This is a genomic window from Pseudomonas viridiflava, assembly GCF_900184295.1.
Lineage (GTDB): Bacteria > Pseudomonadota > Gammaproteobacteria > Pseudomonadales > Pseudomonadaceae > Aquipseudomonas > Aquipseudomonas viridiflava.
Genome location: NZ_LT855380.1, coordinates 3,851,884 through 3,864,632 on the forward strand (window position 1 = coordinate 3,851,884; position 12,749 = coordinate 3,864,632).

The 12,749-nt window shown below is 61.4% G+C and carries 13 protein-coding genes; 8 read left to right on the forward strand and 5 right to left on the reverse strand.

What is annotated here, in order from left to right:
• Positions 1-8: 8 nt before the first annotated feature.
• Together CFBP1590_RS17315 and ampC are read left to right on the forward strand one after the other, a co-directional pair.
• Positions 9-902, forward strand: coding sequence for a LysR family transcriptional regulator (locus CFBP1590_RS17315; protein WP_058431175.1), 894 nt, complete (start codon positions 9-11; stop codon positions 900-902).
• Positions 903-1,008: 106 nt separating this feature from the next.
• Positions 1,009-2,187, forward strand: coding sequence for a class C beta-lactamase (gene ampC, locus CFBP1590_RS17320; RefSeq protein ID WP_088235586.1), 1,179 nt, complete (start codon positions 1,009-1,011; stop codon positions 2,185-2,187).
• Here ampC and CFBP1590_RS17325 read toward each other — a convergent pair.
• On the reverse strand, positions 2,184-2,801 hold the full coding sequence (locus tag CFBP1590_RS17325; protein ID WP_163005627.1) for a DNA-3-methyladenine glycosylase family protein: 618 nt from the start codon (positions 2,799-2,801) through the stop codon (positions 2,184-2,186). The two genes, ampC and CFBP1590_RS17325, sit on opposite strands and share 4 nt — an antisense overlap.
• A gap of 318 nt (positions 2,802-3,119) precedes the next feature.
• On the opposite strand from CFBP1590_RS17325, the gene efeU reads away from it, so the two are divergent.
• Genes efeU through efeO (CFBP1590_RS17345) form a run of 4 tightly spaced genes read left to right on the forward strand, consistent with a single transcriptional unit; the run spans position 3,120 to position 7,396 of the window.
• Positions 3,120-3,974: an iron uptake transporter permease EfeU gene (gene efeU / locus CFBP1590_RS17330; RefSeq protein WP_029242212.1), complete on the forward strand. Its 855-nt coding sequence runs from the start codon at positions 3,120-3,122 to the stop codon at positions 3,972-3,974.
• 8 nt (positions 3,975-3,982) lie between these two features.
• On the forward strand, positions 3,983-5,191 hold the full coding sequence (gene efeO / locus CFBP1590_RS17335) for an iron uptake system protein EfeO (protein WP_088235588.1): 1,209 nt from the start codon (positions 3,983-3,985) through the stop codon (positions 5,189-5,191).
• A gap of 40 nt (positions 5,192-5,231) precedes the next feature.
• The gene (gene efeB, locus CFBP1590_RS17340) at positions 5,232-6,542 is read left to right on the forward strand and encodes an iron uptake transporter deferrochelatase/peroxidase subunit (protein ID WP_058431107.1); all 1,311 of its coding nucleotides are present in this window, start codon (positions 5,232-5,234) and stop codon (positions 6,540-6,542) included.
• A gap of 29 nt (positions 6,543-6,571) precedes the next feature.
• A complete protein-coding gene (gene efeO / locus CFBP1590_RS17345) occupies positions 6,572-7,396 on the forward strand; it encodes an iron uptake system protein EfeO (RefSeq protein WP_004883841.1) in 825 nt (274 codons plus the stop codon).
• 175 nt (positions 7,397-7,571) lie between these two features.
• On the opposite strand, the gene CFBP1590_RS17350 is transcribed toward efeO (CFBP1590_RS17345), so the two are convergent.
• From CFBP1590_RS17350 to CFBP1590_RS17360, 3 genes are all read right to left on the reverse strand, one after another.
• Complete coding sequence (locus CFBP1590_RS17350) at positions 7,572-8,342, reverse strand: molybdopterin-dependent oxidoreductase (protein ID WP_004883842.1); 771 nt, start codon at positions 8,340-8,342, stop codon at positions 7,572-7,574.
• A complete protein-coding gene (locus CFBP1590_RS17355; protein ID WP_088235589.1) occupies positions 8,339-8,959 on the reverse strand; it encodes a cytochrome b/b6 domain-containing protein in 621 nt (206 codons plus the stop codon). The genes CFBP1590_RS17350 and CFBP1590_RS17355 overlap by 4 nt, the downstream gene beginning before the upstream one ends.
• An 86-nt stretch (positions 8,960-9,045) precedes the next feature.
• Positions 9,046-9,651 carry a hypothetical protein gene (locus tag CFBP1590_RS17360; RefSeq protein ID WP_088235590.1) on the reverse strand — a complete coding sequence of 202 codons (606 nt, stop codon included), beginning with the start codon at positions 9,649-9,651 and terminating at the stop codon, positions 9,046-9,048.
• A 167-nt stretch (positions 9,652-9,818) separates the two neighbouring features.
• Here CFBP1590_RS17360 and CFBP1590_RS17365 point away from each other — a divergent pair, with 167 nt between their 5' ends.
• Positions 9,819-10,514 (forward strand): heavy metal response regulator transcription factor, encoded by a 696-nt coding sequence (locus CFBP1590_RS17365; RefSeq protein WP_004883845.1) that lies wholly within the window; start codon positions 9,819-9,821, stop codon positions 10,512-10,514.
• Positions 10,487-11,881, forward strand: coding sequence for a heavy metal sensor histidine kinase (locus CFBP1590_RS17370; protein WP_088235591.1), 1,395 nt, complete (start codon positions 10,487-10,489; stop codon positions 11,879-11,881). The genes CFBP1590_RS17365 and CFBP1590_RS17370 overlap by 28 nt, the downstream gene beginning before the upstream one ends.
• An 18-nt stretch (positions 11,882-11,899) precedes the next feature.
• Here CFBP1590_RS17370 and CFBP1590_RS17375 read toward each other — a convergent pair whose 3' ends face one another.
• On the reverse strand, positions 11,900-12,565 hold the full coding sequence (locus CFBP1590_RS17375) for a polysaccharide lyase family 7 protein (protein ID WP_029241419.1): 666 nt from the start codon (positions 12,563-12,565) through the stop codon (positions 11,900-11,902).
• Positions 12,566-12,749: the final 184 nt, after the last annotated feature.

Genomic DNA, 12,749 nt, shown 5'->3' on the forward strand with positions numbered 1-12,749 from the left:
GCCAGCCCATGAAGAATTCGATCCAGCACATCCGGGCGTTCCTGGCCGTCGCTCACAGCGGCAGCTTTACCAAGGCTGCGGTGGAGCTGAACCTCTCGCCGTCCGCGCTGACCGTTCAGATCCAGCAACTGGAAGAGTGGCTGGGCGTTGCGCTGCTGGAACGTAGCCCACGCCACGTCAGCCTGACGGCGGCGGGACAGAACAATTTGCAGCCCATGGAAAAGCTGCTGTTGGATCTGGACAACATCGTCAGCGGTTCGCGGGACCTGGCGGCGTTGCGCCGGGGCGTGGTGACCCTCGCCGCCCTGCCCTCGATGTGCTCCAGCTCGCTGCCGATCATCCTGCGCGAATTCCGCACCCGGTTTCCCGGCATCGAAGTGCGCCTGCGCGATGTTGTGGCGCAACGTATCGACGCGCTGGTGCGTGAAGGCGAAGTCGATTTCGGACTCGGCGTTCGCGCCCGGATGAGCCACGGGCTGGAGTTCGAAGGCCTGATGGTGGACCGGCTGCGGCTGTTCGTCCCCGCCGCTCACCCGCTGGCCACACGAGCGTCAGTCAGCCTGGCCGATCTGGCGGGCCAGCCGATTATTCTGACCGGACGCGACAGCAGCGTGCGCGAGCGGGTCGAGCAATTGTTCGCCGATGAAGGGCTTGCTCTGGTGCCGGGCCTTGAGGCCAACTACATGTCGACCGTCCTGGCGCTGGTGCGCCAGGGGCTGGGCATGACCCTGCTCCCGGAGTCGGCCGACGAAGGCCGGTCTGACACCGTTCAGGTGCCCATCGACCACCCCGGCGTCAGCCGGGAAATCGGCCTGATCACCCGCACCGAACAGACCCTGAGCCCCGCGGCGAATCGGTTCGTGGAGATGATGAGAGAGGTTTTGACTAGCGAGGCCTGTTGAGTCGCGTCCTGGCAAACCCCACATTGTGGTGGCGCCCCCACAAATACGGGGTTTCTTCAGTACTTCGTAAACAACAGACTTACCCCTAAAAACAAGGAATGCTTTCATGCAATGGAATCAAAAGCGGTCATTGCAGACCGTGCTGCTGACCAGCCTCACGCTGACTTCTTCGCTCGCGCTTGCCCAGGAACAGAACCCGAAACTGGATGACTTCGTGCGGGAAACCGCCAGCAAAGTCATGCAGGAAAACGGCATCGCGGGCCTGTCGATTGCCATTACCCACAACGGTAAGCAACAGTTCTACACCTACGGCAAAGCGTCGAAGGATGCCGTTCAAGCCATCACCCCGGACACGCTGTTCGAACTGGGCTCAATCAGCAAGACCTTCACCGCAACCCTCGCCACCTGGGCGCAGGCCAACAGACAGTTATCGCTGACCAAGCGCATCGATACCTACGTGCCGCAATTGCGTGACACGCGCTTGGGCAAGGTGCCGATTTTCCATCTTGGCACCCACACGGCGGGCGGCTTCCCGCTGCAGTTTCCCGACAGGGTCCAGACCACCGGACAGATGATGGCCTACTTCAAGGCCTGGCAACCCGACTACCTGCCCGGCACCTACCGCAGCTACGCCAATCCCAGCGTCGGTTTGCTGGGGCTGGTTGCGGCGCGCAGCATGAAAGTGCCGTTCGACGCCGCCATGCAGCAACGCCTGTTTCCGGCATTGGGCCTGAAGAACACCTTCCTCACCGTGCCCGAAGAGCAGATGTCGCGCTACGCACAGGGTTACAACAAGCTTGATGAGCCGGTCAGGGTCAACCCCGGCGTGCTGGCATCCGAAGCTTACGGCGTGAAGTCCAGCAGCCGCGATGTGCTGGCCTTTATCGAGGCCAACATGGGCCGGGGCCAGTACGACGCGCCCCTGCAACAAGCGCTCAAGGACACCCGAACCGGTTATTTCAAAGTCGGCGGCATGACTCAGGACCTGATCTGGGAGCAGTACCCGATGCCGGTGAAGCTCGACACGCTGCTTGAAGGCAATGCCAGCAACATGGTTCTACAAACTCAGAAAGCCGAGCCGATCACCCCGCCCCTTGCGGCGCAATCCAACACTTGGGTCAACAAGACCGGTTCCACCAACGGCTTTGGCGGCTACGTCGCGTTCATCCCCGAGCAGCAACTGGGCATCGTGATCCTGGCCAACCGAAACTACCCGAACGAGGAACGGGTGAAACTGGCGTACCGGATTCTGAATCAGGTGCAGTGCTTCGACTGCAAACCCTAGGCTTCAGGAACCTGCTCGCCAGCCGCGAAGTCGACCGGCACACGCCACAGATACCACGCCGCAACGGTTCGAAATGGCGCGAACCGTTCGGCAAGCACAGCCATGGCCTTCGGTGTGGGTTTGAGCTCCAGGCCGTACAGCCGTCGATAGCCCTCGCACACGCCGAAATCACTCGCGGGCATCACATCCAGCTTGCCCAGTCCGTAGATGAGCATCATCTCGACCGTCCAGCGGCCTACTCCCGGCAGTTCGGTGAGACGAGTGATCAGTTCCTCGTCGCTCAAAGTCAGCGCCTCAACCACATCCGGTACCAGACCGCTGACTCTGGCAGCGGCAATCGCCTTGATCGCCCGGCACTTGGACGCCGAGAACCCACAGCCTCGCAACGCCTGATCATCGAGTTCAGCCAGCGCCTGCGGTTCAGGGAAACGTGAAGCCGGAAACAGCGCACACAGGCGCGTGACCATCGCGTCACCCGCCCTGGCGTGCAACTGTTGATACGCGACACCCTTGACCAGCGCCTGATACGGGTCCTGCGCAGCAGTGACCGGATGCAGGCAAGGGCCGACATGGTCTATCAACGATTGCCAGCGCCCATCCACTGCTTTGAGCATTTCAGTGGCCTGAACATGGGCAATGGGCATTTCCGGTTCTGCTGACATTCTGATAGTCCATAAAAAAGCGCAATGCGAGGCCAATCCACTGTGCCGCATCGCCCCCGGACTCTGCAAACCCGGACGTTTTCAGGGAGTTCCCACGCCCCGCCTCAAAAACCTGAACCTCGCCTGAACGACATCGCAAAAACGACTTTCGGACGAAAAACAACTTTCTCCATTCAAGAATGAGTATCATTATGTTACGCATTGTGTCCGGCCTATCTGTTTGCCGAGGCCGTAGAAACCAGTGTGCCTTCAGTCTCAACCCGGTGAAATATGCTCGTTCCGTTTTTGATCATGCTGCGCGAAGGCATCGAAGCCGCGCTCATCGTTGGCATCATCGCCAGTTACCTGAAACAGACCGGACGTGGCGAGTGGATGCCCGCCGTCTGGATCGGTGTGTTCCTGGCAGTCGCACTATCGCTGTTCGTCGGCGGAGGCCTGGAGCTGATGAGCGCCGAGTTTCCGCAGAAGCAGCAGGAACTGTTCGAAGGCATCGTCGGCCTGATTGCCGTAGGCATCCTCAGTTCGATGGTGTTCTGGATGCGCAAGGTGGCGCGTTCGATCAAGCACGCGCTGCATGAATCGCTGGACGCTGCCCTCACCGGCTCGAAAAACCAGACATACGCGCTGATCGCCATGGTGTTCTTCGCCGTGGCCCGTGAAGGTCTGGAAACCGTTTTTTTCCTGCTCGCCGTGTTCCAGCAGAGCGAAGGCTCCGGCGCACCACTGGGCGCCCTGCTCGGCCTGCTGCTGGCCGTCGGCTTTGGTGTGGCGATCTACAGCGGCAGCATGCGCCTGAACCTGAGCCTGTTTTTCCGCTGGACCGGCCTGTTCATTCTGATCGTGGCAGCTGGAATCCTGGCCAACTCAGTGCAGGCTCTGCATGAAGCAGGCGTCTGGAACCACTTGCAGGACGTGGTCTTCGACATCAGCGCCTGGCTGCCGATGGACGGTCCGACCGGCTCGGTGCTGGCTGGCATGTTCGGTTACCAGGACGCACCGACGGTCAGCACCCTGAGTGTCTACCTCATTTACCTGATCGGGGCGCTGGTGCTGTTTTTCCTGCCGCACGCCCCGTCCGGCCGCACACCGTTGCAGCAACATTCATCTTCCGTGACGAACGAATAAGGGCACCCATGTCGAACCGTCCCTCAGGGCCTTCCGAGAAAGCCCGGCCTCCCCGTGTCCTGCGATTGGCAGTCGCCGGTTCCGTGATCCTGATGATCGCTGCGGGCGGGCTGTTCTACTACGCCTCGCAGGTGGCCGCCAAAAAGCGCGCCGCCAATGCAGGCACTGAAACCGTGGTCAACATTCACGCCCACAACTGCGAGCCGAATGCCCTCACTGTGGCGGCAGGCCAGAACGCTTTTCGCATCGTCAACCGCTCGGAACGCGCCGTCGAATGGGAAATTCTGGATGGCGTACTGGTGATCGAAGAACGGGAAAACATTGCGCCCGGCCTGAGCCAGGTGATCAATGCCAACCTGGCGCCTGGCGATTACGCCATCACGTGTGGTCTGCTGAGCAACCCGCGCGGCACGCTGCACGTGACGCCTACCGCCGAGTCCGACGCCAAGGCCAAGGCACGTCCCTCGATGACCGCCTTCATCGGTCCGCTGTCCGAATACCGCGTGTACCTGAGCCTGCAGGGCTCGGCGCTGATCAAGGCTGTCACCGGCCTGCAGCAGGCCATCGATGCGGGCGACCTGAGCGCCGCGCAAGCCGCCTACCTGCCAGCGCGTGCCGCTTACCAGCGCATCGCCCCCGCCGCACAGCGTCTGGCCGAGCTGGACAACGCCATCAACGCCCGCGCCGATTACTACGAAAAACGCGAGCAGGACCCGGGCTTCAGTGGCTTCCACCGTATCGAATACGCCCTGTTCGAGCAGCACAGTGTCGAGGGCCTGAGCCCGGTGGCGCAGCGTCTGCAGACCGACGTGACCCAGCTCAAGCAACAATTGCTGGCCCAGTCGCTGGCCCCGGAGCAACTTGCCGCCATCGTCACTCGCAACATGCGCAGCCTGGCCGATGTGCGCAGCAGCGGTGAAGAAGAACGTTACAGCCACAGCGATCTGAATGGCTTCGCCGCCAATCTGGAAGGGACGCGCAAGGTGGTCGATCTGCTGCGCCCCTTGCTGAGCAAAAGCGCAGGCGATCAATTGCAGAAAATCGATGCGGCCATGGCTGATCTGGACACCACGCTGGACGCTTTGAAGACCGACGACGGCTATCGCCCTTACGACCAGGTCGATGCCGGACAGCGCAAGCAGATCGCGACCAAGGCAGCGGCATTGGCCGACGCGCTGAACACCATCGACCCGGCACTCGGCCTGTCCGGCCTCTGAACCGAACCGATTCCGCCCATCAGGAGCACAGCACAGCCTCATGAAAACTCCCGACGCCAATAATGCACCCGCCTCGATTCAGCGCCGTCGCGTTCTGATGGGTCTCGGCGCTGCCGGGGCCGCACTGGCCGGCAGCAGCCTGAGCGGCAATGTTCTGGCCGCAGCCCCCGCGCAAGTCACCGAAGCGCCGAACAGCGACAAGACCGAGGACCGTAACGCGTTCCACGGCCTGCACCAGACCGGCATCGTTAACCCGCGCCCCGCTGCCGGTATGTTTGTGGCGTTCGACGTGCTGGCCTCGGATCGCGAAGACCTCGAGCGCCTGTTCCGCACCCTGAACGAGCGCATCGCCTTCCTGATGACGGGCGGCCCGGTGCCGGATGTCGATCCGAAACTGCCACCGCTGGACTCCGGCATCCTCGGACCGGTTGTCACGCCCGATAACCTGACCATCACCGTGTCGGTGGGCGAATCGCTGTTCGATGAACGCTTCGGCCTGACCGACGTGAAACCCCTGCGCCTGAGCCGCATGGTCGGTTTTCCCAACGACGCGCTGGAACCCTCCAGCTGCCATGGCGACCTGAGCATCCAGTTCTGCGCCAACACTGCCGACAGCAACATCCATGCGCTGCGCGACATCGTCAAGAACCTGCCCGACCTGCTGCTGGTGCGTTGGAAACAGGAAGGCACCGTCCCGCCTCAGGCACCGAAGAAACCCGGTCAGCCACCTGAAAGCGCCCGTAACTTTCTGGGCTTCCGGGACGGTTCGGCCAACCCGGATTCCAATAACCAGAAGACCATGAACGAGTTGGTCTGGGTGCAACCGGGCAGCGACGAACCGACCTGGGCCGCCAACGGCAGCTATCAGGCCGTGCGCATCATCCGCAATTTCGTCGAGCGCTGGGACCGGACCCCCTTGCAGGAACAGGAGTCGATCTTCGGCCGCACCAAAAGCACCGGCGCGCCCATGGACGGCAAGGTCGAAACCGACGTGCCCAACTATGCCGCCGACCCGGAAGGCAAGAAGACCCGTCTGGATTCGCACATCCGTCTGGCCAACCCTCGCACCGCAGAGACCCAGCGCAACCTGATCCTGCGTCGCCCGTTCAACTATTCCAACGGCGTGAACAAGAACGGTCAGCTGGACATGGGGTTACTGTTCATCTGTTATCAGGCGGACCTGGAAAAAGGCTTCATCACCGTGCAGAACCGCCTCAACGGCGAGCCGCTCGAGGAGTACCTCAAGCCGGTCGGTGGCGGCTATTTCTTCACCCTGCCGGGCGTGACCGACGACAAAGACTTCATCGGACGCTCCTTGCTGGCGGCCGTATCGAAAACCCAAACCGCATGACCTTCAACCTCCTCACCCGGAAGAGCACCATGAAAAAGACGCCTCTGGCTTTGCTGCTGACCCTTGGCCTGCTCCAGACTCCGCTGGCCGCCTTCGCTGCCACGGCGCCGCTGGATCTGGTCGGCCCGGTTTCGGATTACAAGATCTACGTCACCGAGAACATCGATGAACTGGTCAGCCACACACAGAAATTCACCGACGCGGTGAAGAAAGGCGACCTGGCGACTGCCAGGAAGCTGTATGCACCGACGCGTGTGTTCTACGAATCCGTCGAGCCGATTGCCGAACTGTTCAGTGACCTGGACGCGTCCATCGACTCACGGGTCGACGATCATGAGCAAGGCGTGACGGCTGAAGACTTCACCGGTTTCCATCGTCTGGAATACGCGCTGTTCTCGCAGAACACCACGAAAGACCAAGGCCCTATCGCGGACAAGCTGATGAGCGACGTCAAGGACCTGGAAAAGCGCGTGGCCGACCTGACCTTCCCGCCTGAGAAAGTGGTCGGTGGTGCGGCAGCGCTGCTGGAAGAAGTGGCGGCAACGAAGATTTCCGGCGAAGAAGACCGTTACAGCCACACCGACCTGTATGACTTCCAGGGCAACATCGACGGCGCGAAGAAAATCGTCGACCTGTTCCGCCCGCAGATCGAACAGCAGGACAAGGCATTCGCCGGCAAGGTCGACAAGAACTTCGCCACCGTGGAGAAGATCCTGGCCAAGTACAAGACCAAGGACGGCGGCTTTGAAACCTACGACAAGGTCAAGGAGAACGACCGCAAGGCCCTCGTCGGCCCGGTCAACACCCTGGCCGAAGACCTCTCCACCCTGCGCGGCAAACTGGGGCTGAACTGACATTCAGCTGCGGACGCGGAGCGTCCTGGGAGGCATTCCCACGCAGAGCCTGGGAACGATCATCAGCGTCTGCCTCGACACCGATCGTGCCCATGCTCCGCGTGGGTATGCAGCCCGTGACGCTCCGCGTCACATTTTCACGCGAACGCAGCACCTGCTCACACCGCGATAATCCTCAGATCCCGCTGAACCAGTTGTACCCCTGATCTTCCCAATACCCGCCCGGATTCTCGTTACTGACGAAGATCTCGACGATGTGTTTGGGGTTCTTGAAGCCCAGCTTGGTCGGCACCCGCACGCGCAGCGGGTAGCCGTAATCAGGCGAAAGGGCCACGTCACCAAAGTCCAGCGCCAGCAACGTCTGCGGGTGCAATGCAGTCGGCATGTCCAGGCTCGAGTAGTAGCGGTCGGCGCACTTGAAGCCGACAAACCGCGCAGTGGTGTCTGCGCCGATGTACTCCAGAAAGGTCTTCAGCGGCACGCCGCCCCACTGCCCTATCGCGCTCCAGCCTTCAATGCAGATCAACCGGGTGATGTCCGTGCGTTGCGGCAATTTGCGCAAGGCTTCGATCGTCCACGGCTGCTTGTCGCGCACCAGCCCGGACACCGCGAGACGGTAGTCGGCCAGATCAAGCTCCGGAACGTTGTATTCAGGATAGAACGCGTTGAACGGAAACGGATTGGTCAACTGCGCCTTGCTGTAGGTCGGCGCCAGTTTCTGGCCGTTGAACAGCCAGGCCTGGACCCGGTCGTTCCAGCGCGACATGGCCCACAGCGCCTTGTCGACCTGATCGCCGTCCTGCAGGTTGCAGCCAGTCAGCATCGACATGGCACCCACGGTCAGACCGGCACGCAGAAAGGAACGGCGCTGGATATCGATCAATTGCGTCTGTTGCGCAGGCTCCAGCCGAATGCGCTGGGTCATGCGTTTGCGTGGCTCGTTCATGGTTTGGCAGTTCCGTCTTCGTTCGGCTGGCGGCCGCCGGTGATCATCGGCAACAGGGTTCGCGGCACCAGCAACACCAGCGCCAGGTGGACGACGACAAACGCGCCGATGGCCGTCATGGCACCGAAGTGCACCCAGCGGGCAAAGTCATAACCGCCCAGCAGATTGGCCAGTTCCTGAAACTGCACCGGTTTCCACAGCGCCAGACCCGACACCACCACCAGCACACCCATGGCCAGCACCAGCCAGTACAGCAGGCGTTGCACGGCGTTGTACTGACCCTTGATGTGCGCAAGCTTGAAACGCAAGGCGTCCACTACGTCGCGCTTCACTTCGCTGGGACGTACCGGCAGCAGGTCGCGCTTGAAGTGCCGACTGAACAGGCCATAAAGCACATAGATCAGACCGTTGATGACCAACAGCCACATCACCGCGAAATGCCAGGCAATGGAACCGCCCAGCCATCCGCCGAGGGTCAGGGATTTGGGAAAGGTGAACGGCATCAGCGGTGCCGCGTTGTAGATGGCCCAGCCGCTCATGAACATGCAGACCATGCCCACGGCGTTGACCCAGTGCGTGAGGCGCACCGGCCAGGGATGGATCGGGCGGGTTTTCATAGTCGTGTTCCTCGACATGAGGCGATGCAGAACGACAAGGCAGACAGGCGACCGAAGTCGCCTGCCGTTGTGCTCGTCAAAGGCGATTACATAGGAGGCGTGAACCCGTCCTTGCCCACCGCGACGCCGCGTGCGGATTTGCCGTCATCGGCCGGGAACAGCACAACCTTGGCACCGGCTTTCAGCTCGCTGCGCTGGCCCGGTTCAACGTAGGCGATCGGCACGTCTTCCGGCACCACCAGTTGCTTCTCGCCGCCCTTGTACTGAACGGTCAGCGTGCGGCCATTGGCCTTGGACAGCGTGCCGACGGTGCCGTTGGTCATGGTGCCGGTGCTGCCGTCGGCGTTTTCCCAACCGTAGTGACCTTCGCCGCTGCCTTTGAGGCTGGCTTCGAAGACGGTCACTTCCAGTGCTTTCAGCGTGCCGTCAGCCTGAGGAATGGCTGCCGAGCCGACAAAGCTGTCAGCCTTGATGGTTTCCAGATCGGCCTTGGACACCAGGCGGATGCCGGTCTTGTCGGTCAGCTGGATGCTCTGATGCTGACCGGCGCGGGTGGTGAAATTCAGCGTATCGGCCTGGAGGCTGTCGACGGTGCCGCGCATCGGCTTGACCACCGGCATGTCGGCGGCCTGAGTCATGACAGCGGCGCTGAGCAGCAACAGGCCGAACGTAGTGGACAGTGCAGTCTTCATCGGTAATTCCTTGGCAGAGGGGTCTGGACGCATCTTTACACCGCTACCGGCACCGCAGAATGACCGGGCAATGACATTTTTGTCATTCGCCGGACACCTTCCCGGCAACTGGTTAGACTTCGGCATCGGCGCGCTGAGGGCGCCTGCAGAGCGTAGCGGACATTGAGATGCATATCCTTCTGATCGAAGACGACACCAAGACCGGGGAGTACCTGAAGAAGGGCCTGGGCGAATCCGGTTATAAGGTCGACTGGACCCAGCACGGTGCCGACGGCCTGCACCTTGCGCTGGAAAACCGCTACGACCTGATCGTGCTCGACGTGATGCTGCCCGGCATCGACGGCTGGCAGATCATCGAAGTGCTGCGCGCCCGGCAGGACGTGCCGGTGCTGTTTCTGACCGCCCGCGATCAGTTGCAGGACCGCATTCGCGGACTGGAACTGGGTGCCGACGACTATCTGGTCAAGCCGTTCTCGTTCACCGAACTGCTGCTGCGCATTCGCACCATCCTGCGCCGTGGCGTGGTGCGTGAGGCCGATCATTTCCACCTGGCCGACCTCGAACTGGACCTGCTGCGTCGTCGGGTCACGCGTCAGCAACAGGTGATCGTGCTGACCAACAAGGAGTTCGCCCTGCTGCACCTGTTCCTGCGCCGCGAAGGCGATGTGCTGTCGCGCACCCAGATCGCCTCCGAAGTCTGGGACATGAATTTCGACAGCGATACCAACGTGGTGGATGTCGCCATCAAACGCCTGCGCAGCAAGATTGACCTGCCCTACCCGGTCAAGCTCATCCACACCGTGCGCGGCATCGGTTACGTGTGCGAGGTGCGGCCATGCAGCGCAGACGCCAACCTTCCCTGACGCTGCGCTCGACCCTGGCGTTCGCGCTGGTGGCGATGCTCACGGTCGGCGGTGCCGGACTTTATCTGTATCAATCCATCGAGCAGACCGTGATGCAGCGCTCCGACCACGCGGTGCTGGCGCGCCTGGATCATTTTCGCAAGCTGCTGCGCTACGACCTGACCATGGACAACCTCAAGGGCAGCCCGCAACTGTTCGAGAACATGCTCGACAGCGAGGAAGACATTTTCATCATTGGCGAACCCGGCAAGACGCCGGTGATCTCGGTCAACCCGCAACGAGCGCCTTTACCGGAGCTGCCAACCGTTGCCCAGGATCAAGCCCTGCGCGTCGAAGACCTGCGCAGCGGCCTGAGCCTGCAGGGTGTGCCTCTGCGTGCGGCGGCCGTGCAAGTGATGTCCAACGGGGTCGAAGTGCGTTTGCAGGCCGCGCACCTGATGGTCAAGGAAATGGCCATGCTTGCGACCTTCCGCGAGCGTATCTACGCAGCAATGGCGCTGGCCTTTCTGGTCACGGCCCTGCTCGGCTACCTGCTGCTTCGGCGGGGTCTGCGGCCACTGCGCCGTATGGCAGCCCATGCGGCCGCCATCACGCCAGCCAGCCTGCACAGCCGGCTGGACAGCCAGGACACCCCCGTCGAGTTGCAACAGTTGAGCGACGCCTTCAACGCCATGCTCGACCGGCTGGATGACGGCTATCGTCGCCTGACCCAGTTTTCCGCCGACCTGGCACACGAGATCCGCACGCCGGTGGGCTCGCTGATGGGGCATTGTCAGGTCGCACTGCGCCAGAACCGCAGCGCCGACGACTATCAGGCATTGCTGGCCTCGAATCTGGAAGAACTGGAGCGGATTTCCCGGCTGGTGGAAAGCATTCTGTTTCTGGCCCGTGCCGACGAAGCCCAGTCTGCGCTGGAGCGCAAACCGCTGGACCTGAACGAAGAACTGCACCGAGTGGCCGGTTATTTCGAAGGACTGGCCGAAGAACGCAATATGACCCTGATCCCCAGCGGCCAGGGCACTGTTCAGGCCGACCCGATTCTGCTGCGCCGTGCGTTGAGCAATCTGGTCGCCAATGCCATCCGCTATGCCGACGAGAACAGCGAGGTCCTGATGCGCGTTGCTGCGCTGGACGGGGAATGGAAAATCGATGTGGAAAATCAGGGGCCGCAATTGCCGCAAGCCAGTCTGTCGCGCCTGTTCGACCGCTTCTACCGTGGCGATGCCTCACGCCATCAACGCTCGGACTCCAACGGCCTGGGACTGGCCATTGTGGCCGCGATCATGCACCTGCACGGCGGGCGGGTCGAGGTCGCGCAACCCGCCGCCGGGCGTATCTGTTTCAGCCTGATATTCCCGGCAACGTGACTGGCCCCGCAGGCTGGATCATTTCTTCTCGTGAGCGATGGCCAGCTTGTAGAACGTCGCCGAACCACCTTCAGTGGTGTAGCCGGTATTGTCCTGGGTGTAGACCCCGGCCTTGAAGTAGAACAGCTTGGTGCTCCACGCTGAATCGAGCTTGGCTACCCAGACGGCATCAAAAGCGTTGACCGTCAGATCACCTGAAGGCGACAGGTTGATCGCATAATTGAAACGCTGATTGAGCGGCACACCCTGGGCAATGATGATGACCTCGATTTCCGAATCCGGGGTCCGGCGAAACTTGGCGACGATGTTGCCGGTCTGCAATTTCTCCTTGTATTGGTACTCCACCTTCAGCAATGGCTCGGTGCTCTGGTAGCAGTGAATCTGACCGATCACAATCTTGCCGCTGGACGGCACCTGGTCCACTTCCAGCGTGGCACGCAGGAAATTGTCGGCGCTGGAGTAGTTCCAGTTGAACGCCCTGCCGTCGGCCGTCGTCTCACGCAGCTCAGAACGGGGGTACTTGGCGTTCTCGGTGGTGGAACCGGTCACGGGCGCCCAGAAGAACAGCGTATCGCCGGAGCGAAAATAACCGTCCTGATAGCCCTTCATCAATTTCGGGGTTTCGATGATGGTCGCGGGAGTCCCGACAGGGACGGACAGATTCCAAGTGGCAAGATCGATCATGGCGTTGCTCGCAAGGTGCGCGTCGCGCATCAGCAGAAGGGCTCTGGAACGGGCGCCCTGGCCCGTTCGGTTCATCCAGACTATCGGCTGAATCGTTTATTTTTTAAACAGGCTCGACAAAGCATTGGCGCCAACAAAACGTCATTCGGGTGTCAAAGCCACTATTTTGATGTCAATTTCCGAA

Excerpts from the sequence above, each read along its gene's own strand:
- efeO (WP_004883841.1), top strand. The coding sequence starts at position 6,572 with ATGAAAAAGACGCCTCTGGCTTTGCTGCTGACCCTTGGCCTGCTCCAG.
- CFBP1590_RS17325 (WP_163005627.1), bottom strand. The coding sequence starts at position 2,801 with ATGCTCAAAGCAGTGGATGGGCGCTGGCAATCGTTGATAGACCATGTC.
- ampC (WP_088235586.1), top strand. The coding sequence starts at position 1,009 with ATGCAATGGAATCAAAAGCGGTCATTGCAGACCGTGCTGCTGACCAGC.
- CFBP1590_RS17375 (WP_029241419.1), bottom strand. The coding sequence starts at position 12,565 with ATGATCGATCTTGCCACTTGGAATCTGTCCGTCCCTGTCGGGACTCCC.
- CFBP1590_RS17360 (WP_088235590.1), bottom strand. The coding sequence starts at position 9,651 with ATGAAGACTGCACTGTCCACTACGTTCGGCCTGTTGCTGCTCAGCGCC.
- CFBP1590_RS17355 (WP_088235589.1), bottom strand. The coding sequence starts at position 8,959 with ATGAAAACCCGCCCGATCCATCCCTGGCCGGTGCGCCTCACGCACTGG.
- CFBP1590_RS17315 (WP_058431175.1), top strand. The coding sequence starts at position 9 with ATGAAGAATTCGATCCAGCACATCCGGGCGTTCCTGGCCGTCGCTCAC.
- efeB (WP_058431107.1), top strand. The coding sequence starts at position 5,232 with ATGAAAACTCCCGACGCCAATAATGCACCCGCCTCGATTCAGCGCCGT.
- efeU (WP_029242212.1), top strand. The coding sequence starts at position 3,120 with ATGCTCGTTCCGTTTTTGATCATGCTGCGCGAAGGCATCGAAGCCGCG.
- CFBP1590_RS17350 (WP_004883842.1), bottom strand. The coding sequence starts at position 8,342 with ATGAACGAGCCACGCAAACGCATGACCCAGCGCATTCGGCTGGAGCCT.
- CFBP1590_RS17365 (WP_004883845.1), top strand. The coding sequence starts at position 9,819 with ATGCATATCCTTCTGATCGAAGACGACACCAAGACCGGGGAGTACCTG.
- efeO (WP_088235588.1), top strand. The coding sequence starts at position 3,983 with ATGTCGAACCGTCCCTCAGGGCCTTCCGAGAAAGCCCGGCCTCCCCGT.
- CFBP1590_RS17370 (WP_088235591.1), top strand. The coding sequence starts at position 10,487 with ATGCAGCGCAGACGCCAACCTTCCCTGACGCTGCGCTCGACCCTGGCG.